Raw genomic sequence first — 24,072 nt, forward strand, 5'->3', positions numbered from 1 at the left:
GCAGGATGCGCCGCCTGACAGCCTCCTAGCGGCCGGCTAGGAGTACGCGATCGCATTCGACCGCCGTGTACGCCAGGCGTTCGACCCAATCTCCGAAGACGTGCGCCAGGTCACTTATTGAGCGGCTGATGGCTCAGTGCCATATGTTTTAATGCGCGCCGGATTTTCGTATTCAAGGGACTGAAGGCATGGCGCCGCGCTGTAGATTTATGGCCATCTGGCTGCTGTTTTTTCTCGCCTCGACTGCCGCCACTGCGCAAACGGTGGGCGACCTCGAACTGATCCGCGAACGCCAGGAGCGCCTGCTGCAGGAGCAGCAGCGCCGTCTCGAGCAGTTGCAGCAGCTTCCGGGCAAAGCCGAGCCGGCTCCCCTCGAGCCGGGCGTGGAGGCGCGCTGTTTCGAGGTCCGCCATATCCGCCTCGAAGGCGCCAGCCTGCTCGGCGAGGCCGAGCGCCTGGCCCTGCTCGAGCCCTTCGCCGGCCGGTGCCTGGGCACTGGCCAGCTCAACGCGCTGCTCAAGGCCATCACCGACCACTACCTCGGCCGTGGCTATGTCACCACCCGCGCCTACCTGCCGCAGCAGGATTTGGCCGATGGCGAGCTGGAGGTGATCGTCATCGAGGGCCGGCTGGAAGGCCTGGACAGCTCCGCGCTGGCCAGCGAGCGCGAGCTGGCCATGGTGTTCCCCGGCCAGACGGGCGAGGTGCTCAACCTGCGCGAACTGGAGCAACTGGTCGAGCAACTGGGCCGCCTGCCGTCGCGCCGGGCACAACTGGAGTTGGTGCCGGGCGAGCAGGTCGGTGGCAGCCGGGTACGCCTCGAGGGCCAGCGCGACAAGCCCTGGCGCGTCAGCCTGGCGCGGCACAACGACGGCCAGCGCAGCACCGGCGAACAGCAGTGGGGCCTGGGCCTGGACTGGGACAGCCCGCTGGGCCTGGCCGATCAGTTGAGCCTGCGCGCTAGCCGCGATGCGGTCAGCGATCGCTATCGCCACTCGCAGAGCCAGAGCCTCAACTACAGCCTGCCCTACGGCTGGTGGAGCTTCAATTACAGCTACAGCCAGAGCTACTACCGCACCCAGAGCGAGGCCAACGGCTTCGCCTTCGACACCGACGGCGACAGCGCGAGCCATGCCCTGCGCGCCGAACGGGTGCTGCACCGCGACAGCCTGAGCAAAACCGCGGTCAACCTGGGCGTCAGCCACCTGCGCAGCAACAACTTCATTCTCGGCAACCGGATCGATGTCTCCAGCCAGCGCCTGAGCGAGGCGCAGCTGGGTTTCAACCATGGCCGGCGCATCGGTACGGCCTTCGTCAATGCCGATATCGGTTGGCAGCACGGCAGCGGCGCCTTCGATGCCCAGCGCCGCGGCGACCCCCAAGGCGGCGAACCGGTGGCCCGCTACCACAAATACAGCCTGACCCTGAGCTACCTGCAGCCGTTTCAGCTGTGGGGCGAGTCGTTCAGTTTCGATAGCCTGGCCAGCGGCCAGAAAAGCGAGGACGTGCTGTTCGGCCCGCAGCGCATCAGCGTCGGCGGCCTGAGTTCGGTGCGCGGTTTCAAGGAGCAGTCGATTGCCGGCGACAGCGGCGGCTATTGGCGCAACCAGCTGCGCTGGCGCAAGGCGGTGGCCTGGGAGCCCTTGCGGCCTTTCGTCCAGGAATACGGCCTGGCTTTGGCCTACGACGTCGGGGTGATCAGTGGCGGTCGCCACAACCCCGAGCAGCGCGGTCGGCTCTCCGGCAATGCCATCGAACTGAGCGCCCGTGGCCAGCATCTGGCGGCTTCGCTGACCCTGGCCCGCTCGCTGGAGCGCCCCGACGCCATCGAGCGACAAGAACACCCGCTGTATTTTCGCCTCGATCTGTTTTTCTGATTTTTCACTGATTGTAAATTTAAGCCCGCGGGTTGGAGTTGCTACATGGACGTTCGCACACCACTGTTTCAAAACATCGCCTGTGTCCTGATCGGTGTGCTCTTTCTCAACCCGCTGGTCGCCACCGCGGCGCAGTTGACGGTCGATGCCACGCTCGGCGGCAACACCAGCCTGGACCAGGCCGGCAACGGCGTGCCCATCGTCAATATCGCCACACCCAACGGCAGCGGCCTGTCGCACAACAGGTTCGGCGAGTACAACGTCGGTCAGCAGGGGCTGATCCTCAATAACGCCACCGCCGCCACCCAGAGCACCCAGCTCGGCGGCATCATTCTCGGCAACCCGCATTTCAACGGCCAGGCCGCCGGCCTGATCCTCAACGAAGTGACCGGGGCCAACGCCAGCCAGCTCAGAGGCTACACCGAGGTGGCCGGCAAGTCGGCCGCGGTGATAGTCGCCAACCCTCACGGCATCAGCTGCGACGGCTGCGGCTTTATCAATACCCCGCGGGTCACCCTGACCACCGGCAAACCGATGGTCGAGAACGGCCGGCTGGATCGTTTCGACGTCGACGGCGGGCAAATCTCCATCGATGGCGCCGGCCTCAACGCCAGCAACGTCGACCAGTTCGACCTGATCACCCGCAGCGCCAAGCTCAACGCCGAGCTCTACGCCAAGCAACTCAACGTCATCACCGGACGTAATCAGGTCAAGGCCGACGACCTCACCGTCACTGCCAAAGCCGCCGACGGCAGCGCCAAGCCGCAACTGGCCATCGACAGCTCCGCCCTCGGCGGCATGTACGCCGGGGCGATTCGTCTGGTCGGCACCGAGGCCGGTGTCGGCGTCAAGCTGGCCGGCGACATGGCCGCCAGCGCCGGCGATATCCAGATCGACGCCAATGGCCAATTGAGTCTGGCGCAGACCGCGGCCAGTCGCGACATCCTGCTCAAGGGCGAGAGTATCGAGCTAACCGGCAAGAGCTATGCCGGGCGTCATGTCGATGTGCAGGCGCAGCAAAGCCTGAGCCTGGCTCAGGACCAAAGCCTGGCGGCGCGAGAGCGCATCGAGCTGAAGAGTGGCCAACTGGACAACCAGGGGCTGATCGAAGCCGGTGTGAACGCCGACAACAGTCGCAACCTGATCGGCGATGTCACGCTGCAAGGTGAGAATTTGCGCAACAGCGGCAGCGTGATCGCCAGCCGCGAACTGAGCGCCGTTTTCGACGGGCAGCTGGACAATCGCGCCGGCACACTCAGCGGCAAGACCGATACCAACCTGACTGCCGGCAGCCTGAACAATGGTGTCGACGGCCGCGTCCTGTCCCAGGGCAACCTGACGATTGGCGTCGACGAGTTGGATAACAGCGGCGGCCTGATCGCCAGCGCCAAAAACCTGCACGTCACCGCAGGAGCCGATCTGCACAACCAGGACGGCGAAATCTCCAGTCAGGCTGACGCCGCCCTCGAAGCGCGGAACCTGAACAACCAGGGTGGCCTGATCGCCGCTGGTAGCCGCTTGCAGGTGACCGCCGCCGAGCTGGATAACCGTCAAGGCGGTCTGCTCTCAAGTGAAGGCAGTCTGACGCTGAGCGATACCGCCGTGGACAACCAGGGCGGCGCGATTGTCGCCGAGCAGCAGTTGACGATCGACGGCAAGAGCCTCGACAACCGCGGTGGCCTGGTCAGCGGCAAGGCGGATGTCAGCGTCGAGGTGGATGCTGTGCTGGACAACCGCGTCCAAGGCACGCTGGTCGCCGACGGCAAAATGACCGTCGCCGCCGCCGAATTGCGCAACGCCGACCGCGGCCAAGTGGCCGCCAAGGGCGACCTTGAACTGAGCGTTGGCGTGCTGAGCCAGCAGGGCGATGTTGCTACCGCTACCCAGGCCGGCGAGTTGCTCAGCGAGGGCAAACTGACGCTGCTCGCCGACAGCATCGACAACCGTCAGGGCGGCCTGATCGCCGCCGGCAAAGGGTTGGACATCCGCGCCAGCAGCAGCCTGCGCAACAGCGCTGGGGAAATCTCCACCCAGGCCCTGGCCAGCATTCGCGTGCAGGCCGCTGCCGGGCAACCGGCCGCGCTGCTGGACAACAGCGACGCCGGTCTGATCGTCGGCGACCAGGGCCTGGAACTGACGGTGCAACGCCTGCTGAACAACGCCAGGGGCGTACTCGCCGGTCGCGACAATCTGCTGCTGATCGGCGACAGCCTGAATAACAGCGCCGGCGGCACCCTGAGCAGTCAGAAAGTGCTCGCCGTGCAACTGACAGGCGCGCTGGAAAACCAGGACCAGGGCGCGCTGCTCAGCGGCGGCAGCCTGATGGTCGAAGCGGCCAGTTTGAATAACAGCGCAGGCGGTCTGCTTTCCAGCGCCGGTGCGCTGACCGTCGATAAGGCGGCCCTGAACAATCAGGGCGGCAAGCTGGTCAGCGATGGCCAGCTGACGATTAGCAACAGCAGCCTGGACAACAGCAATAGCGGCATCATCAGCGCCCAGCAGGCGCTGACCATCGGCACCGGTCAACTGGATAACCAGAACGAGGGTCTGATCAGCAGCGGTGCCGGCCTGACAGTCACTGCGGGTCTGATCAACAACTACGAGCAGGGGCTGATCGCCGGCAAGGGCGCCGTGCAGGTCAGCGCGACCGGCCTGGACCAGCATGCGGGCGGCGAGCTGATCAGCGAAACCTCGCTGACCCTCGACCTGCAAGGCGGCGATCTGAACAACAACGACAAGGGCCTGGTCGCCAGCCCCGGCGCGCTGCTGCTGAAGAATTTGGGTGAGGTCGACAACAGCGCCGGCGGCGAAATCTCCAGCGCGCAGAGCTTCCTGCTCAAGGCCGACCAATTGAACAACAGCGCTGGCCGCGTCATCAGTGGCCAGGCGCTGGAGCTGCAGATCACCCAGGCGCTGCTGAACAACCTCAAGGGTGCTCTGTCCGCCGCCAAACTGACCGTTGCAGCCGCCAGCCTGGACAACTCCGGCGCCGGCGTACTGGCCAGTAGCGGCGATCTCGAAATCGACCTCGACGGCAAGCTGGATAACCACGACCAGGGCCTGATCTCTGCCGGCCAGGCGCTGACCGTCACCAGCGCCTCGCTGGACAACTCGAACCAGGGCCTGCTGGCCAGCGACGGCGCCCTGACATTGACCACCGGTGCGGCGGATAACCGCGGCGGCAGCCTCGCCAGCCAGACCACGCTCGACGCCACCAGCGCCGACCTCGACAACCGCGGCGGCCTACTCAGCAGCCAGCAGGCCCTCACGCTCACCGCGGCGGATGTGGACAACCGCGATGGCGGCCTGATCACCAGTGCGGACAGCCTGACCCTGACCGCCGACAGCCTCGACTCCAGCCGCGACCTCACTGCCATCGGCGGCGAAGTCTCGGCCAAGCAAGCCCTCAGCCTGACGGTGAAAAAGCTGATCCAGCGCCAGGGCCGCCTGATCGGCGAAGCCGGCGTCAGCCTGGACCTTCAAGGCGGCGACCTGGACAACCGCGAGGGATTGCTGTTCGCCAATGGCCCGCTGACCGTCGCCAACCTGCGCAAGCTGGACAACCGTGGCGGCGAACTCTCCAGCAGCCAGAGCTACAGCCTGGTCGCCAGCGAGATCGACAACGGTGACAAAGGTGCGCTGATCAGCAGCGGCACGCTGACCATCGACCTGGATGCAGGGGCATTGCGCAACGCCGCAGGCGGCCTGATTTCCGGCTGGCAAGGCCTGACGGTGGACGCCGGCAGTCTGGACAACAGTGCCCTCGGCACCCTGTCCAGCCGTGATGGCGAGCTCGATATCGAACTGAGCGGCGCGCTCGACAACAGCGGCGAAGGCGCCCTGGTCAGCAAGGGCAAATTGACGGTCGATGCCGCCAGCCTGGACAACAGCGATAAAGGCATTCTCTCCAGCGAGGGCGACCTCGAACTGACCCTGACCGACAAGCTGGACAACCACGATGGCGGCCTGATCGATACCCTGGGCGTGCTGACCGTGGCGGCCGGCGAGGTGGACAACCGCAGCGGCCAGATCGGCAGCGAGAAAGCTGCCAGCGTCACCGCCGCCAGCCTCGACAACAGCGCCGGTCAGCTCTCCAGCAGTGCGGCTTTGAGCCTGACGCTGACCGGCGACCTGACCAACACCCAAGGCGCCAAGCTGGCCAGCGCCGGCCCCCTGATGCTCAAGGCCGCAGGCATCGATAACCAGGGCGGCAGCCTGATCAGCCAGAACCTGCTGCACATCACCGGCAGCAGCCTGAACAACGGCAATGGCGGCACCCTGGCCGCGCGCAACGCCCTCGGTATCACGCTGGGTAGCGGCACGCTGACCAACAGCGCCGATGGCTTGATTCACAGCGAGTTGGGCACCCTCGATATTCAGGCGCAAAGCTTGAACAACAACGGCGGAGCGTTAAGCAGCCAGCAAGACCTGACGCTAAACCTGGACGGTAAGCTGGACAACCAGAGCGGTCGTATCGAAAGCCTTGAAGGCAACCTCGACCTGCAAAAGTCCAGCGCCGTGGACAACAGCAGCGGCCTGCTCAGCAGCGTCAGCGGATGGTTGAAACTGCTCAGCGCCGGTCTGTTCGACAACGACGCCGGCACCACCCAGGCGCAATCCCTGGAAATCGACGCCGAGGGCGTCGACAACCAGGCCGGTCACATCTCTGCGCTGACCGGCGATACCAATATCGATATCGGCACCGCCACCTTCAACAACCAGGGTGGCGGCCTCTATGCCCATCAACTGTTGAAGGTGATTGCCGGCGACTTCAACAACCAGGGTGCGCAAGCAGGCCAGGGCGGCAAGGTTGCCGCTGAAATCATCGACTTCAGTCTTTCCGGTGCGCTGAACAATGGCTACGGCATTCTGGAAAGTGGCAGTACCCTGAGCCTTGCCGCCGCCAGCATCGACAACCAATACGGCAGCCTGCGCGCACTGGGCGCCAGCGGCGATACCAGCCTTATCGCCGACAGCCTGGACAACCGCAACGGCACCCTCGAAACCGCCAACGCCAACCTGGACATGAGCGTCGCCAGCCTGCAAAGCAGCGGCGGCAGCATCCAGCATGTCGGCACCGGCGATTTTGGCCTGAGCGCGGCCCAGGTAATTGGCGCCGGCGGCGATCTCAGCACCAACGGCCTGTTCACCCTGACTGCCGACAACTGGACCAATAGCGGTGTGCTGCAAGCCGGCAAACTGGAACTGAACATCGGCGCCTTCACCCAGACCGCCAGTGGCCAACTGCTGGCCGGCACGTCCCTGACCGGCACGGGCGGAACCTGGATCAATAACGGCCTGCTGGCCAGCGACGGCATCCTCGACCTCGACCTGAGCGGCGCCTACAGCGGCAGTGGCCAGGTCACCAGCCTTGGCGACCTGAGCCTGCACGCGGCCAGCATCAGCCTTGGCAACAGTGCGCGTATCGCCGGGGGCGGCCTGACCAACGTCAGCGCCACTGGCCTGCTCAGCAACCTCGGCAAACTCACCTCGGCGGGGGATCTCACGGTTACCGCCAATACCCTGAACAACTACGGCACCCTCGGCAGTGCGGAAAACCTGCGCATCGTTGCGCCGACATTGCTTAACCAGAGCGGGCTGATTTTTAGCGGCGCTGACATGACGCTGTGGGTGGATAACTTCACCAATAAATATGCGGATGTTTATAGCCTGGGGGCGCTGAGCATTGCCAAGAATGATCAGTTGGCCCAAGCCGGCACTGTAGAGAATATTTCCGGTACGTTGGAAAGTGCAGGCGATATGCGGATAAATGCGCAAACGCTGGACAACCGCACTGACGTATATTCCCTCGGTCGTGAATTGATCTCTGGCTATCTTGCGCTGCGTTGTTACGACTGCAGCGGCGATCATTACACCGTCGATTATGTCGCCAAGGAATTTTATGAAGGCAGCGTGCTGGACGATTCGCCGTCGGCCTTTATTTCGTCGGGCGGAAATTTCGACTTTGTCGGTGGTGATCTGTTCAATCGCCAGAGCACGATTTCCGCGGCTGGGAACATCACGGTGCAGGCCGCTAATTTCAGTAATATCGGCGCAATTGGTGGCACTATTGAAAGAACCCGTATCTACCACACCGGCAGGGTCACCGATGGTACTGTCGAGCGTTTTATTTACGATTACGTAGATCCCTATAATCAGCGTAATAACCCAGATTATCCCAACGTTTATTATGTAGATGACAGAGGCGATATCCGGTTGGCGATTGCGCGGCTCGTCCTTGAGAGAAGGGGGAGTGAGGTCGAAGTCTATGTAACGCACCTGTTCGACTCGGTTACAGACAAGCTCGTGTCAATTCCGCACGCGTATGGCAACAATCTTCCTGCTTCCCAATACGACCCGAACAATTTGCTTCAGCTGCCGAGCGCCCTGGCGGAACGCTACGCATTAGTCAGTGATGTCGAGATAGCCACCAATGGGGGAGAGGTTCGTTCTGCCGTTGTCCAGGCAGGCGGCAATGTGTCCATTCAGGCGGCCCAGAACCTGGAAAATAGCGCGATCCGGCAGGATTACGTGCATAGTGTTGGCAGCAATCTAATGGCTGATACCAGCGCCGCCGGCACGGGTAAAAGCACGGTCGCGCACCTCAATCTGCAACTTCCACCTGACTTGCAACAGCAGCAAGTCAATCCTCTGACCTTGCCTGGCTTTAGCTTGCCGCAAGGCGAAAACGGCCTGTTCCGTCTTAGTGAACAGGGCGCGACAAGCGGCGTGGCAGCCGCTGCACAGGGCGCGACAGGCGACAATGGCCTGAGCGCAAGTGCAGTGACGGTAGACGCGGCCCAGGAGTCCCTGGGGCCGGTGGCATCCGCTGGCAGTACCTGGAGCCTGCAGGCCGGACAGGGCACCAGTAGCGGTAGCGGGGCTTCAGATACCGCGTCCCTATCGCTGGACGGTGTGCAGAGCCTGCCCAGCAGCAGTGTCCCTAGCACCAGCCACAAGTACCTGATCGAAACCAACCCGGAGCTGACCAACCTCAAGCAGTTCCTCGGTTCCGACTATATGCTCGGCAACCTCGGCTACACCCCGGATAACACCCAGAAGCGCCTGGGCGACGGCCTCTACGAGCAGCGCCTGATCCGCGAGGCCGTCGTGGCCCGCACCGGCCAACGCTTCCTCGCCGGCTTGACCAGCGACGAAGCGATGTTCCGCTACCTGATGGACAACGCCATCGCCAGCAAGCAGGCACTGAACCTGTCCCTCGGCGTGACCCTCAGCGCCGAGCAAGTGGCCGCACTGACCCACGATATCGTTTGGCTGGAAGAGTTCGAAGTGAACGGCGAGAAGGTGCTGGTGCCGGTGCTCTATCTGGCTCAGGCCAACAACCGTCTGGGGCCTAACGGCGCGCTGATCCAGGGCGAGAACCTTTCCCTGATCACCGGTGGCGACCTAAATAGCATCGGCACCCTGCGCGCCAGCAATAACTTCAGCGCCGTGGCCGGTGGCAGCATCAATAACGGTGGCTTGATCGATGCGGGTAACCGTCTGGATATGCTGGCAGCCGACAGTATCCGTAACGATCAAGGCGGAATAATCAGAGGGCGCGATCTCAGCTTTACCGCGCTGACCGGCGATGTGCTCAACGAACGTTCCGTTACTCAGCATGAGGGCGCTGCCCGCAGCCGGCACTACATCCAGGACATCGCCGATAGCGCCGCGCGTATCGAGGCGGCCAATAGCCTGAGCTTCAGCGCTGGACGCGACGTGGCCAATATCGGCGGTGTTCTCGACAGCGGTGGGGATATCGACATCGATGCCGGGCGTGATGTGATCATCGCCTCGGCGCAAGAGCGTTTGCTGGATGAGTACGGTAGAAAAAACCGCAACTCCCGGACCACCCAGTATGCCGCAGAGGTCAGCTCCGGACGCGATGTCGAGATCATCGCCAGCCGCGACTTCACGGCCATTGACGGCCGCATCGATGCCTACAACGACATTACCGTGGGTGCTGGCCGCGATATGACCCTGGCTTCGGCGGCCAACGAGGAGCACTTCTACTCCAAGACCAAACGCGGCAGCAAAAAGGTCACCCGCCAGGAAGACCATGTTCACCAGCAGGCCACGGAAGTCAGCGCCAACGGCGATGTCATGCTCAGTGCCAACAACAACATGGTGCTGTCCGCCAGTCGGGTCACCGCAGGGGGCGAAGCCTATCTGGTGGCGGGTGAGCAGATGGCTTTGCTGGCCGCAGAGGATCTGGACTACAGCCTCTATGACATGAAGAAGAAAGGCTCCTGGGGCAGCAAGAAAACCCAGCGGGATGAAATCACCAAGATCACCAATGTCGGCAGCGAAATCACCACTGGCGGCGATCTAACGCTACTGAGCGGAGGGGATCAGACCTATCAGCGTGCGCGTTTGGAAAGTGGCGAAGATCTGACTCTGGCCAGTGGCGGCAGCATCACCTTCGAAGGGGTCAAGGACCTGGAGCAGGAGAGCCACGAGAAGAGCAAGAACAGCTTCGTCTGGACTTCCGCCAAAGGCAAAGGCAATACCGACGAAACCCTGCGTCAGAGCGTGTTGCTCGCTCAAGGCGAGGTGGTGATCAAGGCCGTCGAAGGCCTGAAGATCGACATCAAGCAGGTCAATAAGCAAAGCGTCACCCAGACCATCGATGCCATGGTCAAAGCCGACCCGCAGCTGGCTTGGCTGAAGGAAGCCGAACTGCGTGGTGATGTGGATTGGCGACGGGTCAAGGAGATACACGAGAGCTTTAAGTACGAGCACTCGGGGCTGGGCGGTGGGGCGGCGATCATTATTGCGATTGTGTTGGCGGTGATTACGGCGGGTGCGGGTACAGCTATTGCTGCAGCCGCAGGTGGTGCAGTTGGCGGCGGTACGGTGGGCACTGTGGTGGGAGCAGTCGCGCAGGGCGCCTTCCATGCGTCGGTTGCTCAAACTGCAATCAGCACCATCAACAACAAGGGCAACCCGCTGGCGGTCATCAAGGACACCCATTCAGCTGAAAGCATTAAGGGTTATGCCGTTGCTGGCATCAGCGCTGGCATCACTGCCGGCGTCGTGAACAGCGCCTGGGGTGTTAGTACCGAGGCTGCCCAAACTGCCAGCAAAGGGTTTGAACTGGGCACTGTTGGCGGTGCGGCCAAGTTCGCCGGCTACTCAGCCACCAATGCCACTGTGCAGGCGGGTGTAGGTACGGCCATTCAGGGCGGAAGCTTTAGCGATAACCTGAACGGTGCATTGGTCAGCCAGGCGCAGAACGTGGCAGGCGCCCTGGCCTTTAATGCGGTAGGGGATTACACCAAGGACGTATGGGCGGATGGCAGCCCGCAGAAAATCGCCTTGCATGCGTTGGTCGGTGGCCTTCTGAGCGAAGCGGCCGGTGGCGACTTCGCCACCGGCGCGGCGGCGGCGGGGGCCAACGAGGCGCTGGTCAATCAGCTCAATACCTTGGTTGACGGGAACGAGAACCTGCTGCTGATGGCTTCGCAACTGGTCGGGTTGACGGCGGCGGGGCTGGTGGATGGCGATTTGCAGCAGGGGGCGGATATTGCGGCTAATGCTACGACTTTCAACTATCTGCTTCATCATGAGGTAGTTGAAATGCTTGAAGAGCAGAAAAAATGCTCTTCGAACCAAGCTTGCAAGGACGAGATAAGGGAGCGGTATGCCGAGCTGAGTGAACAGCGCATCCAAGAGCTACCATCAATTTGTCAGAGTGATCTCAGCGCATGCAATAACATCTCAACCCAGTTGCAAGCGGATGCTCCAAAAATCCAGGCTTTGGCGGATCAACTCCGAAGGAGTGGCGATGGTGACACTGCCAGCGTGATAGGCTGGTTGGTTCCCGGCAGCAACCAGACTGCGCAGGACATAGTCACCAATAGTAATGTTGTGCAGCAGGGGGGCGAGGGGGCTGGAGTCTTAGCAGCGGGTGCCCAGCTTATTGCGAGTGGAGTTGGTGGGGTTAAACCGGGAAGTGCATCTGGTGTAAAAGGGGGCTCAGTTCCGAATCTAACTGAGCGGGGCACGTTGGTTAACCTGCGCCCTAATGATGTTGCTATTGCACAGCGGCCGGTAAGAACGCTTGTACAGGATGAATCCGGTCGCTACTGGCTGCAAACCTCAACCGGGAAGAGAATAACACCGTCAGGTTCATATGATTTTGTAACTATGCCGGATGGCAGTGTTCGAGTTGCCAGGCCAAATGTGAATCAAGACTTTTCGACCCACCTTGGGCTAAGTGGTGGTGGAGAAGTTAAATATGCGGGCTCTATACGCTTTGGGAATAATGATGGTCCAAGCCGAGGAACAATAACTCAATGGACTAATAATTCTGGGCATTATCAGCCGTCTGCAACTTTAAGTAATAATGCTGGGTTGCCGCAGGGCTTATTTAATCCGAGGTAGGCCAGGTTATGAATGAAAGGCAAAAAATACTATGTGCACAGCTTGCAAAAATGGAATCTAAGCAGGCTGCTGAATGGTTGATAAACAGATATCCGGTAGACTCCATAGATTATGGCGAGGCTCTGTTATTGATCCCCCATCGGTCTTGGAAACGATCCGATCAGAAGCGACTGGCTCAGCACTACTTTATAAAACTGCCTTTCTCTGGCGCGGGAGGATATGAGGCGTTTGCTTCATTTATGTCTGTAAAGACTTTTCTGGATTGTGTTCGGGAACGCTTGCCAATGAATGCTTCTGACGCAAGCTTGCTGCTGTATTACTTGATCCCTGTTCTTAACAAAGCTGCGAAAAACGACTCTGATCGGCAGTTGATTATGAATCTTGTCAATGAAATACGGCCCTCATGACGGTACTGTGGAAAAAGGGGACACCCATTAGCCTTGACTTGAGACCGGCTAATGGGTGTCCCCTTTTTCGTTTGTCCCCTTTTTCGTTTAAATAATGGGTGTCCCCTATTTTACGCGGCACCAGTCGCGATCTGGTAACTTGGCTGCAAGGTGAGAAATTCATGCCGGAGCGTTTTATCGCCTGGCCGAGCAGCGCCTACGGCTTTATTCCTCATGGTGTCAGCGCCGAATGCCACTCTCGTTGTCCCGATGAAGACCTGGCCATCATGCTGATCGAACGCGCGCTACGCTTGTTCTGCCGACGCATGCATTACACCGTCGCCGAACAGGACCTCGATCCGTCCAGCTGGAGCATGCCGATGCTGCCGGCCAGCTGCCTCGTACTCAGCGCAGTCGCTGCTGTGCACAATTTAACAGGTGAATTCAGCCGCTGCCCGGCGCTGGGTGCGGGCGTGAGCAGCAACTAAAGGTGCAGACGCGGGAATGCAGATGCTGAATCAAGTGGGCGATGAGATCTGGACCCTGGATGGCCCCGCCGTGCAGTTCTACGGCATGCCCTATACCACCCGGATGACCGTGGTGCGGCTCGCCCGCCTGACCGGGATACTCGCACCCAACGGCAAAACCCCGATCGACTGGCGCTTGAGCTTTATCTTCGGCAGGTCGGAGGCCAGACGCTCGCTGGCGACGCTGCTGGCCTGGGAGCCGGAGAACATCATTCTCGCCCACGGCGAATGCGTGTCCGGCAATGCACTGGATTTTTTGCGCAAATCGTTCGCCTGGGTCTAGCGGGCCGTCGAAGCACCTTGGCCAAGCGCGGCAGGAAGCCCGAGCCTACGCAGCTGGTTTTCCACGGCCTGCTAGCGGCGCAGCATGCGATAGCCCAGTAGCAGGGCGCAGACGCCAGCGAGAATGGCCGCAGCTATCATCCCGACGAGCGGGATGATGCCAGCCATCTCGTCGTAGCTGATCTTGAAGATCGGATCTTCGTGCAGGCGCATGCCGATGCCGAAGTAGATCGCCAGGAGCACGCCGGCAGCGAGGAAGAAAAGCAGGATTTTGCTGGTGCCGTCCATAGGGAGCTCCACGCTGTCGGTAAGGGGTCGAGTGTAGTCCAGCATGGCGCTGTGTTCTGCCAGTGGTGCGCGGCTCAACGGCGACGGAACAGCTGCCGCGGTTAGGGGCTAAAGGGGTCGGCGACCAAGGATCAGTATCGGGACGCTAATAATCAATGACACTGACCCCATTGATCGTTGATCCATAGAGACTAGACCGGCATGCCGCCGGTCTTGTGCGTGTTGCTGGGGCAGTTTGTTACTGCGCGGCCAGCTGGGTTTATGGTGCGCGTGGGCCGTGGAGGATGCCGTTGGGCTTGTTGGCCGTCAGCAGCCGTTGGCTGGCGATGCCGGCGACTTCATGGCCCCGGTCACTGAGGGTGTTGATGATCTGGTTGACTGCCGCGGTGACCAGCAGGCCAATCAGACCGCCGCCGCTGTTGTTCTGATTTTCGGCGGTGCTGGCCAGGGCGCGGCCTTCCCAAAGCAGTTGACCGTTGCGCAGGTCGATGAGTTTGGCATTGGCGGCCACCACGACTTCGCTGCTGATCACCTTATAACTGCTGCCATATTGGGTGACTTCGATGTAGAGGGCCGCATCTGCGCCGAAGATTTCGTGCAATTTGGCCGGTGGGGCCATGTGCATCTCGTCGGCATTCATCAAGCCGTTCTGCTTGAACGTTTCGTCCACCAGCGCCACCGGCAAGACGTAGTAGCCCGCTTCGGCGAGGGGTAGGGTCACGTGTGAGAGCAGGCTGTAGCTGGCTTTGATGTCCGGCGATTTGTTGATCGGCGGTAGCACCACGATGGAAGCTGGCTTGCTCTGTTTGAATGCGGTGTAGTCGTAGGGCGTGGGGGTAGCGCAGCCGGTGATCAGGCCACTCAGGAGCAGCAGGGCCAGCGCTTTGAAGGGGATGTGGCAAGTCATGATTGCTTATCTCCCGGCGTTACGCAGCAGGAAGTCCATGTAGACAGCGGACTCGGGGAATAGGGTTTTCTCGGTTTCGAACTGCTGGCGAACCTGGTCCGCTTTGCCGATTTCGGCGTAGAGCATGCCGAGGTGGGCATGAAAGCCGGGGGGCGGGGTGGCGTCGTGGGCGCGGGCTTCCTGCAGGCTGGCTTCCAGGGCGGCTATCTGCTGCTGCGGGCCGCTCTCATGCTTGAAGTGTTCGTAGACCTGCTCCTGGTAGCCGGCCCAGTGGTAGAGCGGCTTGGGTTGGCTGACGCAGCCACCCAGGAGTGTGGCGGAGGCCAGCGCGAGCAGTACGCCGTACTTCTTCATCTCGATAGTCATCGGGGTGTCTTCCTTGAGTTATTGCGCCGGGCGCCAGGTGCCCGTGTCGACACCGTCAACCAGGTTGTTGACTGCTTCACGGATGGCCAGATCGAGCACTTTGCCGTTGAGCGTGGAGTCGTAACTGGCGGTGCCGCCGAAGCCGATGATTTCGCGGTTCGACAGGCTGAACTCGCCGGCGCCTTGGACCGAGAAAACCACTTCGGAGGTCTGCACGTTGACGATGTTCAGGTTGACCTTGGCATAGGCAACTTGCGATTTGGCGCGACCGAGGATGCCGAACAGTTGGTGGTCGCCGATTTCCTTGCGGCCGAACTCGGTGACATCGCCGGTCACCACGAAATCGGCGCCGCGCAGTTGCTGGCTCTTCTTCGAGATCACACTTTCCTGTTGAATTTCTGCGAGGTTGTCGCGATCCAGCACGCTGAAGCGGTTGGACTGCTGCAGGTGGGTAATCAGGATGGTCTTGGCTTGGCCGCCGAGACGATCGACTCCATCGGAGAATAGGCCGCGCATGTAGCTGGAGCGGTTGTCGAACTTGCCCACGGCAATCGGGTTGCGCGGGCCGTGATAAACGCTTTGGGCCGAGGTTACTTTGGCGACTTCGAGGGTGCGCGATTGTTCGGTTGCGCAGCCGTTCAACAGACCAATCAGGCCAATCAGGCTGACGGCAAGTAGCGTTGTTCTCATGTGAGTGTTCTCGCTGGATGGTTTTTTGCGGTGGGTGTAGCGGGCTGAGTGACGCTACCGAGCAGTCCCTTGCGCGCGCGCTGGCATCGAGTAGAGAAGGGTGGGGCGTGTTGAAATGAAAATGGTTGGTGCATCCATGACCATTGCGTCCTTTGTCGGCCCGCCGTCCAGGTAGGTGGCGGCCGAGTACATCCGAGTGCGAGCAAGGTCCGGCTGCTGCGGCTGTATGGCGCGCAGCGCGACCGAGTACCTAGCGTTTTGGCTGGAGAAGTCTACAAAAACCAGAGGCAGGTGGCCAGTTGCCATTCACCGTGCACACGTGCCAGTTGTGACGTGAGTCACCTGCCTGGTAGGCACTCCGTTAACTAAAGGGGCGGAGTGGAATGGTACTTCGGGTGCGCGATGGGCGGGCCAGGCGTGCTGCCCCGCCAGCACGACTCAGCGGCAGGCCAACAACGCCTGGCCACGGTTGACCGCCGCCCGGACCTGCTTCGGTGCGGTGCCGCCGATGTGGTCGCGGGCATTCACCGAGCCTTCCAGGGTCAGTACGGCGAACACATCCTGTTCGATCTGATCGCAGAACTGGCGCAGTTCGTCCAGGCTCATCTCGGCCAGATCCTTGCTGTTGTCGACGCCGTATTTCACCGCGTGGCCGACGATCTCGTGGCAGTCGCGGAACGGCAGGCCCTTGCGCACCAGGTAGTCGGCCAGGTCGGTGGCGGTGGAGAAGCCGCGCAGGGCCGCTTCACGCATGATCGCGTGCTTGGGTCTGATCGCCGGGATCATGTCGGCGAAGGCACGCAGGCTGTCACGCAAGGTGTCGGCGGCGTCGAACAGCGGTTCCTTGTCTTCCTGATTGTCCTTGTTGTAGGCCAGCGGCTGGCCCTTCATCAGGGTCAACAGGCCCATCAGCGCGCCGAATACCCGACCGGTCTTGCCGCGCACCAGCTCGGGGACGTCGGGGTTTTTCTTTTGCGGCATGATCGAGCTGCCGGTGCAGAAGCGGTCCGGCAGGTCGATGAACTGGAATTGTGCGGACGTCCACAGCACCAACTCTTCGGAGAAGCGCGACAGGTGCATCATGGCGATGGAGGCAGCGGCGCAAAATTCGATGGCGAAATCGCGATCCGACACACCGTCCAGCGAGTTGCCGCCGATGGCGTCGAAGCCGAGCAGCCGGGCGGTGACTTCACGGTCGATCGGGTAGGTGGTGCCGGCCAGCGCGGCGCTGCCGAGCGGCATGCGGTTAGTGCGCTTGCGGCAATCGACCAGGCGCTCGTAATCGCGGCTGAGCATCTCGAACCAGGCCAGCAGATGGTGGCCGAAGGTCACCGGCTGGGCGGTTTGCAGGTGGGTGAAGCCGGGCATGATGGTCGCCGCTTCGCGCTCGGCTTGTTCCAGCAGGCCCTGCTGCAGACGGGTGATTTCGCCGAGGATCAGATCGATCTCGTCGCGCAGCCACAGGCGGATGTCGGTGGCCACCTGGTCGTTACGGCTGCGCCCGGTGTGCAGCTTCTTGCCGGTCACGCCGATGCGGTCGGTGAGGCGCGCTTCGATGTTCATGTGCACGTCTTCCAGGTCGACGCGCCAATCGAACTGGCCGGCTTCGATCTCGATCTGGATCTGGGTCAGGCCGTCGATGATGCTGTCGCGCTCGGCATCCGTCAGCACGCCGACCTTGGCCAGCATGGTCGCATGGGCGATGGAGCCCATGATGTCGTGGCGATACAGACGCTTGTCGAATTCGACGGAGGCGGTGAAACGGGCGACGAAGGCGTCGACGGGCTCGCTGAAGCGGCCGCCCCAGGATTGATTGGTTTTTTCAGTGCTCATGGGCTTCGCTCGGCTAATGCGCTAAAACAGGCGGGCCGCAGGTGGCGGCCGGCATGACGGAAAAGTCCGCCGATAATAGCAGGCTGGCGGGCAAAATCGCCGGGTCGGTTTGTCGGCCGTTGTGCGCCACGACAGTATGGGCAGTGTTGCCTGGCTCACAGTTTGCCGAGCCAGGCCATATTTACGCGGTTTATTTTGCCCGACTGCAGCTGGCTCGCTTGCCGCCCGGCCGGGCCACGGGGAAACTGCGCCGATGCATACTCAATGGTTGAACAATAATAAACCGCCAGCGTCCATCGACGACTTCTTCGTCCCGGAGCTGTGCGAGCCGGAAGCACTGCTGAGCATGGTCCTGCTGGCCGAGTTGCTGGTGCTGGTGCTGGTGCTGGCCGAGCCGATGTTGCCGGGCTTCGACTGGGTGCGCCTGGCGCTGACCTCGCTGTTCGTGCAGTGGATCCTGTTGCTCTCGGCGGCGCTGCTGTGTCGGCTGCGTCCCTTGCTGGCGCGCTGGCGTGCGGCGCTGGCCGGCGTGCTGTGCTGCCTGATCGTGGTCGGGCTGACGCTCGCCTGCACCGCGGTGGCCGATTATTACAACCTGGGCGGACCGCTGCCGCATGCTGGCGAGGTCAAGCTTTACCTGCGCCACGCCTTGATCAGCATGATCATGTCTGCGCTGCTGCTACGCTATTTCTATCTGCAGAGCCAATGGCGAAGGCAGGAACAGGCGGAGCTGCGCGCGCGCATCGAGTCGTTGCAGGCGCGGATTCGGCCGCACTTTCTGTTCAACAGCTTGAACAGTATCGCCAGTCTGGTGGTGATCGATCCGCACAAGGCCGAGCAGGCCGTGCTGGATCTATCCGACCTGTTTCGCGCCAGCCTGGCCAACCCCGGCAGCCTGGTGCCCTGGAGTGAAGAGGTGGAACTGGCCAAGCGATATCTGTCGATTGAGCACTATCGCCTTGGCGAGCGACTACAGTTGCAATGGGAGGTGGTCGACGTGCCGAACGATTTGCCGATTCCGCAGCTGACGCTGCAACCTTTGCTGGAGAACGCCTTGATCTATGGGATCCAGCCACGCATCGAGGGTGGCTTGGTGCGTGTCGAGGCGAGCTATACCGATGGGGTATTCCAGTTATGCGTCAGCAACCCTTATGAGGAACAACACGAGCAGCTGCCCTCGCGTGGGACACGCCAGGCGCTGGGTAATATCGATGCGCGTCTTGCGGCACTTTTCGGGCCGCGGGCCAGTCTCAGCGTGGAGCGCCGTGACGGCCGCCACTTCACCTGTCTACGCTATCCTTGTGCGAGACTCACGCAGGAAGCCCGTGTCCTATGAATGTCCTGATCGTCGATGATGAACCCCTGGCCCGTGAGCGCCTCAGCCGTATGGTCGGCGAGCTCGATGGCTACCGTGTCCTCGAACCGTCTGCGAGCAATGGCGAAGAGGCCCTGACCCTGATCGACAGCCTGAAGCCGGATGTCGTGTTGCTGGATATCCGCATGCCGGGCCTGGATGGCTTGCAGGTTGCCGCCAAGCTTTGCGAGCGCGAAGCGCCGCCAGCGGTGATTTTCTGCACGGCCCATGACGAATTCGCCCTGGAGGCGTTCAAGGTCAGTGCGGTGGGCTATCTGGTCAAACCGGTGCGCGCCGAGCACCTCAGTGAGGCGCTGAAAAAGGCCGAGCGGCCAAACCGGGTGCAACTCGCCGCCCTGACGCGTCCCGCTGCGGAGAGTGGCGTCGGCCCGCGCAGCCATATCAGTGCGCGCACGCGCAAGGGCATCGAGTTGATTCCGCTGGATGAGGTGATCTTCTTCATCGCCGACCATAAATACGTGACCCTGCGCCATGCCGGCGGCGAGGTGTTGCTGGACGAGCCACTCAAGGCACTGGAAGACGAGTTTGGCGATCGTTTCGTGCGCATCCATCGCAACGCCCTGGTTGCCCGTGATCGCATCGAACGCCTGCAACGCACGCCGCTCGGGCATTTCCAGCTATTTCTCAAAGGCCTCAATGGCGACGCGCTGATCGTCAGTCGCCGGCATGTGGCCGGGGTGCGCAAGCTGATGAACAACTTGTAGCGGGGGTTGGCTGGGCATGAGAAGTTGCGGCGCAGGCTGCCCATCCCCACGCCGCCCACACCCACTGTGCGGCCCCTGTTATTATTCCTGGCAGTCCGTTTTCTGGAATTGCCCATGCCCCGCGAAATCCGTATCGCCACCCGTAAAAGCGCCCTGGCCCTGTGGCAGGCCGAACATGTCAAGGCTCGCCTGGAGCTGGCTCACCCGGGTCTGAGCGTCAGCCTGGTGCCAATGGTCAGCCGCGGCGACAAGCTGCTCGATGCGCCGCTGGCGAAAATCGGCGGCAAGGGCCTGTTCGTCAAGGAACTGGAAACCGCCCTGCTCGAGCATGAGGCCGACATCGCCGTGCACTCGATGAAGGATGTGCCCATGGACTTCCCTGAAGGCCTGGGCCTGTTCTGCATCTGCGAGCGCGAGGATCCGCGCGACGCCTTCGTCTCCAACAGTTTCGACAGCCTGGATGCCCTGCCCGCCGGCAGTGTGGTCGGTACCTCCAGCTTGCGGCGCCAGGCGCAGTTGCTGGCCCGCCGGCCCGACCTGCAGATCCGGTTTCTGCGCGGCAACGTCAATACTCGCCTGGCCAAGCTGGATGCGGGCGAGTACGACGCCATCATTCTCGCGGCCGCCGGCCTGATTCGCCTGGGCTTCGCCGCGCGCATTCGTAGCGCCATCAGTGTCGAAGACAGCCTGCCAGCGGGCGGTCAGGGGGCGGTCGGGATCGAATGCCGCAGCGCCGATGCCGAGATCCATGCCTTGTTGGCAGCGCTGAACCATCGCGACACGGCTATGCGCGTCACCGCCGAGCGAGCACTGAACAAGCGGCTCAATGGTGGCTGCCAGGTGCCGATCGCCTGCTATGCGGTGCTCGAAGGCGAGCAATTGTGGCTGCGCGGCCTGGTCGGGCAGCCCGATGGCGGCGTGCTGCTGCGGGCGGCCAGCCGTGCGCCGGCGGCACAGGCCGAGCAACTCGGTGTGCAAGTTGCCGAGGCGCTGCTGGCGCAGGGCGCAGCGGACATCCTGCAAGCCGTCTACGCTGGAGCCGATTCCGAGTGAGCAACTGGCGCGTGCTGCTGACCCGTCCGGTCGAGGAGTGCGCGGCCCTGGCCGCGACCCTGGCCGAACAGGGGGTCTACAGCAGCAGCCTGCCGTTACTGGTGATCGAGGCCCTGGCCGAGACGTCGGAGCAGCGCGCGACCATCCTCGAGCTCGATCGCTACTGCGCGGTGATCGCGGTGAGCAAACCGGCCGCACGGCTTGCACTGGCGTTGCTCGACCGGTACCGGCCGCAACCGCCGACCGAACAGCCCTGGTTCAGTGTCGGCGCGGCCACCGCCGAGATCCTCGACAATTACGGGCTGACGGTGCATTACCCGGAACAGGGCGATGACAGCGAGGCGTTGCTGGCGCTGCCGCAGTTGCAGCAGGCGCTGGCTGCGGCAGGCGCGCCGCGGGTGCTGATTTTGCGCGGCGAGGGGGGGCGGGAGCTGCTGGCCGAGCGCTTGCGCGACCAAGGTGTGCAGGTCGACTATCTGTCACTGTACCGTCGACTGTCAGCACAATATCCGCCAGCGGCACTTGTCGAGCGGGTGCAGGCGGAATGCTTGAATGGCCTGGTGGTCAGCAGTGGGCAAGGCTTTAGCCATTTGCGTGCGCTGGCAGGCGAGCACTGGCCATCGCTGGCTCGGCTACCCTTGTTTGTACCCAGCCCGCGTGTGGCTGAGCAGGCGCGGGCTGCTGGCGCCGAACGAATTGTGGACTGTCGTGGCGCGAGTGCCGCGGCGTTGCTGGCGGCGTTGCAGGTGCAACCTGCCCCCGATCTCTGATGCAAAGGATGGATACGTGAGCGAAGCGACTACCCCGAAAGAGCAAGAACCGCCGGTAGCGGAGGCGCCCGCTGCTGCACCGCCAACCCCACCGGCAAAACCCGCGTCGCGCGGTAACGGCTTGGTCGTGCTGGCGCTGTTGCTGGGCGCGGCGGGCGTGGCTGCGGCTGGCTGGAGCCTGTGGCAGTTGCGCAGTCTGGAGATGCGCGAGCAGCAGCAGCTCGGCCAACTGCAGGAGGCGCGCAGCCAGACCGAAGCCTTGGCCCAGCGCACCCAGGCTCTGGATGCTCGTCTGCAGCAACTGCCCGGGGTCGATGAACTGGACGCTCGCCGTCGCCTGGTCGCGCAGTTGCAAGGTGATCAGCAGCTGCTCAATCAGCGCCTGGAGACGGTCCTCGGCGCCAGCCGCCAGGAATGGCGTCTGGCCGAGGCCGAGCACTTGTTGCGCCTTGCCAGTCTGCGCCTGTCGGCCCTGCAGGATATCGACAGTGCCGAAGCCTTGGTGCAGGGCGCCGACGAGATTCTCCGCGGCCAGGACGACCCCGCCGCTTTCGCCGCGCGCGAGCAGCTGGCCAAGAGCCTCGAGGCATTGCGCGCAACCGTCAATCCCGATCGCACCGGGTTGTTCCTCCAGCTGGCGGCCTTGCGTGAGCAGGCGGCGCAGCTGCATGCGCTGAACCCGACCTTCGTCAGTTCCGGCGGGGTGCTCAGTGATCTGGCCGCCGAGGGTGATGGCAGCAGTTGGTGGGCGCAGTGGCTGGAGACTCTCTCGCAGTATTTCCGCATTGACTTCAGCGCCGACCAGAATATTCGACCGCTACTCGCCGGGCAGAGTCTGACGCAGGTGCGCCTGGCTCTTAGCCTGGCCTTGGAGCAGGCGCAATGGGCGGCATTGCATGGCCAGACCCCGGTATATCGGCAGTCGCTGGTGCAGGCGCGCGAGGTGCTGGATGCGCATTTCGATCTGCAGAATCCCAGTAGCCGTGCCTTGCGTGCCCGCATTGCGGAGTTGCTCGATCAACCGATCGAGGTGGCCGCGCCAGACCTGAGTGATACGCTCAACGCGGTGCAGGCCTATATCCAGCACAAGCAGTCGGCCCGGGAGCGGCTGGAGCGTGATGCACCGGCAGCAGCGCTGCCGACCGTGGAGGAGGCTCGCCCATGAAGCGCGTCTATCTGCTGCTCGTCGTGCTGGCGGTCGCTGCGGGGCTGGCATTGCTCGCCCTGGCTGTCGCCGAGCACAAGGGCTACGTGTTGTTCGCCTACCAGGGCTTTCGCTACGAGTCGAGCTTGTGGGCATTCCTCGCGTTGATCGCGGTGGTCTGGCTGACACTGCACCTGCTGCGTCTGGTGCTGCGTCTGGTGGTCACTTCGGGTGGGCTGGTCAATCCCTGGTCACGTCTGCATGGCCGTCGCCGCGTGCGCCTGGCCCGCGAGCAGGGTTTTCTCGATCTGGCTGAAGGTCGCTGGGCGTCGGCCTTGCGCCATTTGCGCCGGGTCGCCGAAGGCGAGGAGCAACCCCTGGCCTATTACCTGGGGGCCGCTCGTGCCGCGCATCAGCTGGGGCAGCTGGAAGACAGTGATCAGTTGCTGGAGCAGGCGCTCACCCGCCAGCCGCAGGCCGAGCTGGCCATCGGCCTGACCCATGCCGAGTTGCAGGTGGCGCGCGGTCAGCTCGATGCGGCGCTGGAGACCTTGCAGGTGATGAACGAGCGGCACCCCCACCACCAGCTGGTCCTGCGTCAGCTGCAGCAGCTGTATGTGCAGCGCGGCGATTGGTCGGCGTTGCTCGGCTTGCTACCAGACTTGCGCAAGGGCAAGGTTCTTGCTGATGCGCGGTTGGTCGAGCTGGAGCGGCAGGCCTGGTGTGGTCGGCTGGCGGATGCCGGCCGGATTGACGAAGACGCTGGGCAGGATGCGTTGGCGGCGCTGGCGCAAGCCTGGCAGCAACTGTCGTCGGCGCACCGCCAGGAGCCGGAATTGCTGGCGGTGTATGCCGAGCGCTTGCGTGGGCTGGGCGCAGAACCTGACGCTGAAGAATTGCTGCATGCGGCGCTCAAGCGCAGCTACGACGGTCGCCTGGCACGGCTCTATGGATTGCTGCGAGGGCGCGACCCGGCGCGCCAGCTGCACGCTGCCGAGGGCTGGTTGAAGCAGCATCCGAATGATGCGGGTTTGTTGCTGACGTTGGGTCGGCTGTGTTTGCAGTGTCAGCTGTGGGGCAAGGCCAAAGAATATTTCGAGACGAGCCTGGTGTTTCAGCGCCACCCGGAAACCTGTGCGGAGTTGGCGCGCCTGCTGGCCCGGTTGGGAGAGACCGAGCAGAGCAATCGTTTGTTTCAGGAAGGGCTGGGGCTACTCGATCAGCGTCTGAACAGCCTGCCGTTGCCTGCCCCGGCCGTCAGCTGATCGGCGTTTTGCTTGGTAGTTTGGGGGGCAGGGACGCCTCGCGGTCGCTGATGTTGTGTCGATCCATTTGATGTCGATCATGGGATGGGCCTGATTATTCAACCCATGCTGTGCAAGTGGGTCTGCATATGTTGTAGTGCAAGCAAGCGTCTAGTGAAGTTTGGCTGAGTTTCTGCAGGCCAGACGCTGCGCGGGGCACCGATTAAACGCTCGTAT

The 24,072-nt window shown here is 62.5% G+C and carries 16 protein-coding genes; 11 read left to right on the plus strand and 5 right to left on the minus strand.

Features of this window, described 5'->3' with window-relative positions; all coding sequences use genetic code 11:
* Positions 1–209 precede the first annotated feature (209 nt).
* The 5 genes from PH586_RS11660 to PH586_RS11680 all read left to right on the plus strand — a co-directional run bounded on the left by PH586_RS11660 (position 210) and on the right by PH586_RS11680 (position 13,462).
* Complete coding sequence (locus PH586_RS11660) at positions 210–1,877, plus strand: ShlB/FhaC/HecB family hemolysin secretion/activation protein (RefSeq protein WP_408636845.1); 1,668 nt, start codon at positions 210–212, stop codon at positions 1,875–1,877.
* 45 nt (positions 1,878–1,922) lie between these two features.
* Positions 1,923–12,266: a two-partner secretion domain-containing protein gene (locus tag PH586_RS11665; protein ID WP_271347920.1), complete on the plus strand. Its 10,344-nt coding sequence runs from the start codon at positions 1,923–1,925 to the stop codon at positions 12,264–12,266.
* An 8-nt stretch (positions 12,267–12,274) separates the two neighbouring features.
* A complete protein-coding gene (locus PH586_RS11670) occupies positions 12,275–12,673 on the plus strand; it encodes a hypothetical protein (RefSeq protein ID WP_271347921.1) in 399 nt (132 codons plus the stop codon).
* Between the two features lie 161 nt (positions 12,674–12,834).
* On the plus strand, positions 12,835–13,140 hold the full coding sequence (locus PH586_RS11675; RefSeq protein ID WP_271347922.1) for a hypothetical protein: 306 nt from the start codon (positions 12,835–12,837) through the stop codon (positions 13,138–13,140).
* A gap of 22 nt (positions 13,141–13,162) precedes the next feature.
* Positions 13,163–13,462 (plus strand): hypothetical protein, encoded by a 300-nt coding sequence (locus PH586_RS11680; RefSeq protein WP_271347923.1) that lies wholly within the window; start codon positions 13,163–13,165, stop codon positions 13,460–13,462.
* Between the two features lie 71 nt (positions 13,463–13,533).
* On the opposite strand, the gene PH586_RS11685 is transcribed toward PH586_RS11680, so the two are convergent.
* The 5 genes from PH586_RS11685 to argH form a co-directional block, all read right to left on the minus strand.
* Positions 13,534–13,749, minus strand: coding sequence for a hypothetical protein (locus tag PH586_RS11685; protein WP_271347924.1), 216 nt, complete (start codon positions 13,747–13,749; stop codon positions 13,534–13,536).
* Positions 13,750–14,008: 259 nt separating this feature from the next.
* The gene (locus PH586_RS11690; RefSeq protein ID WP_271347925.1) at positions 14,009–14,656 is read right to left on the minus strand and encodes a DUF799 domain-containing protein; all 648 of its coding nucleotides are present in this window, start codon (positions 14,654–14,656) and stop codon (positions 14,009–14,011) included.
* A gap of 6 nt (positions 14,657–14,662) precedes the next feature.
* Positions 14,663–15,022 carry a DUF4810 domain-containing protein gene (locus tag PH586_RS11695; RefSeq protein ID WP_271347926.1) on the minus strand — a complete coding sequence of 120 codons (360 nt, stop codon included), beginning with the start codon at positions 15,020–15,022 and terminating at the stop codon, positions 14,663–14,665.
* Between the two features lie 18 nt (positions 15,023–15,040).
* Complete coding sequence (locus tag PH586_RS11700) at positions 15,041–15,712, minus strand: CsgG/HfaB family protein (RefSeq protein ID WP_271347927.1); 672 nt, start codon at positions 15,710–15,712, stop codon at positions 15,041–15,043.
* A gap of 438 nt (positions 15,713–16,150) precedes the next feature.
* On the minus strand, positions 16,151–17,545 hold the full coding sequence (gene argH, locus PH586_RS11705; protein ID WP_271347928.1) for an argininosuccinate lyase: 1,395 nt from the start codon (positions 17,543–17,545) through the stop codon (positions 16,151–16,153).
* A gap of 253 nt (positions 17,546–17,798) precedes the next feature.
* Between argH and PH586_RS11710 the strand changes: the two genes are divergently transcribed.
* The 6 genes from PH586_RS11710 to PH586_RS11735 all read left to right on the plus strand — a co-directional run bounded on the left by PH586_RS11710 (position 17,799) and on the right by PH586_RS11735 (position 23,856).
* Positions 17,799–18,881, plus strand: coding sequence for a sensor histidine kinase (locus PH586_RS11710; protein WP_271347929.1), 1,083 nt, complete (start codon positions 17,799–17,801; stop codon positions 18,879–18,881).
* The gene (locus PH586_RS11715; RefSeq protein ID WP_271347930.1) at positions 18,878–19,624 is read left to right on the plus strand and encodes a LytR/AlgR family response regulator transcription factor; all 747 of its coding nucleotides are present in this window, start codon (positions 18,878–18,880) and stop codon (positions 19,622–19,624) included. The genes PH586_RS11710 and PH586_RS11715 overlap by 4 nt, the downstream gene beginning before the upstream one ends.
* Before the next feature lie 114 nt (positions 19,625–19,738).
* A complete protein-coding gene (gene hemC / locus PH586_RS11720) occupies positions 19,739–20,677 on the plus strand; it encodes a hydroxymethylbilane synthase (protein ID WP_271347931.1) in 939 nt (312 codons plus the stop codon).
* The gene (locus PH586_RS11725) at positions 20,674–21,447 is read left to right on the plus strand and encodes a uroporphyrinogen-III synthase (protein ID WP_271347932.1); all 774 of its coding nucleotides are present in this window, start codon (positions 20,674–20,676) and stop codon (positions 21,445–21,447) included. Before hemC ends, PH586_RS11725 begins: the two co-directional genes overlap by 4 nt.
* Before the next feature lie 16 nt (positions 21,448–21,463).
* Positions 21,464–22,612 carry a uroporphyrinogen-III C-methyltransferase gene (locus PH586_RS11730; protein ID WP_271347933.1) on the plus strand — a complete coding sequence of 383 codons (1,149 nt, stop codon included), beginning with the start codon at positions 21,464–21,466 and terminating at the stop codon, positions 22,610–22,612.
* Entirely contained in the window at positions 22,609–23,856 is a 1,248-nt protein-coding gene (locus PH586_RS11735) for a heme biosynthesis HemY N-terminal domain-containing protein (protein WP_271347934.1), read from the plus strand. Before PH586_RS11730 ends, PH586_RS11735 begins: the two co-directional genes overlap by 4 nt.
* The last annotated feature ends 216 nt before the right edge of the window (positions 23,857–24,072 follow it).

This window comes from Pseudomonas aestuarii, from assembly GCF_027988105.1.
GTDB lineage: Bacteria > Pseudomonadota > Gammaproteobacteria > Pseudomonadales > Pseudomonadaceae > Aquipseudomonas > Aquipseudomonas aestuarii.

Bases quoted from the DNA above. Each gene is read 5' to 3' on its own strand.
- PH586_RS11735 (WP_271347934.1), top strand. From the start codon at position 22,609: ATGAAGCGCGTCTATCTGCTGCTCGTCGTGCTGGCGGTCGCTGCGGGG.
- PH586_RS11700 (WP_271347927.1), bottom strand. From the start codon at position 15,712: ATGAGAACAACGCTACTTGCCGTCAGCCTGATTGGCCTGATTGGTCTG.
- PH586_RS11665 (WP_271347920.1), top strand. From the start codon at position 1,923: ATGGACGTTCGCACACCACTGTTTCAAAACATCGCCTGTGTCCTGATC.
- PH586_RS11690 (WP_271347925.1), bottom strand. From the start codon at position 14,656: ATGACTTGCCACATCCCCTTCAAAGCGCTGGCCCTGCTGCTCCTGAGT.
- PH586_RS11680 (WP_271347923.1), top strand. From the start codon at position 13,163: ATGCTGAATCAAGTGGGCGATGAGATCTGGACCCTGGATGGCCCCGCC.
- hemC (WP_271347931.1), top strand. From the start codon at position 19,739: ATGCCCCGCGAAATCCGTATCGCCACCCGTAAAAGCGCCCTGGCCCTG.
- PH586_RS11715 (WP_271347930.1), top strand. From the start codon at position 18,878: ATGAATGTCCTGATCGTCGATGATGAACCCCTGGCCCGTGAGCGCCTC.
- PH586_RS11695 (WP_271347926.1), bottom strand. From the start codon at position 15,022: ATGACTATCGAGATGAAGAAGTACGGCGTACTGCTCGCGCTGGCCTCC.
- PH586_RS11675 (WP_271347922.1), top strand. From the start codon at position 12,835: ATGCCGGAGCGTTTTATCGCCTGGCCGAGCAGCGCCTACGGCTTTATT.
- PH586_RS11710 (WP_271347929.1), top strand. From the start codon at position 17,799: ATGCATACTCAATGGTTGAACAATAATAAACCGCCAGCGTCCATCGAC.
- argH (WP_271347928.1), bottom strand. From the start codon at position 17,545: ATGAGCACTGAAAAAACCAATCAATCCTGGGGCGGCCGCTTCAGCGAG.
- PH586_RS11685 (WP_271347924.1), bottom strand. From the start codon at position 13,749: ATGGACGGCACCAGCAAAATCCTGCTTTTCTTCCTCGCTGCCGGCGTG.
- PH586_RS11670 (WP_271347921.1), top strand. From the start codon at position 12,275: ATGAATGAAAGGCAAAAAATACTATGTGCACAGCTTGCAAAAATGGAA.
- PH586_RS11660 (WP_408636845.1), top strand. From the start codon at position 210: ATGGCCATCTGGCTGCTGTTTTTTCTCGCCTCGACTGCCGCCACTGCG.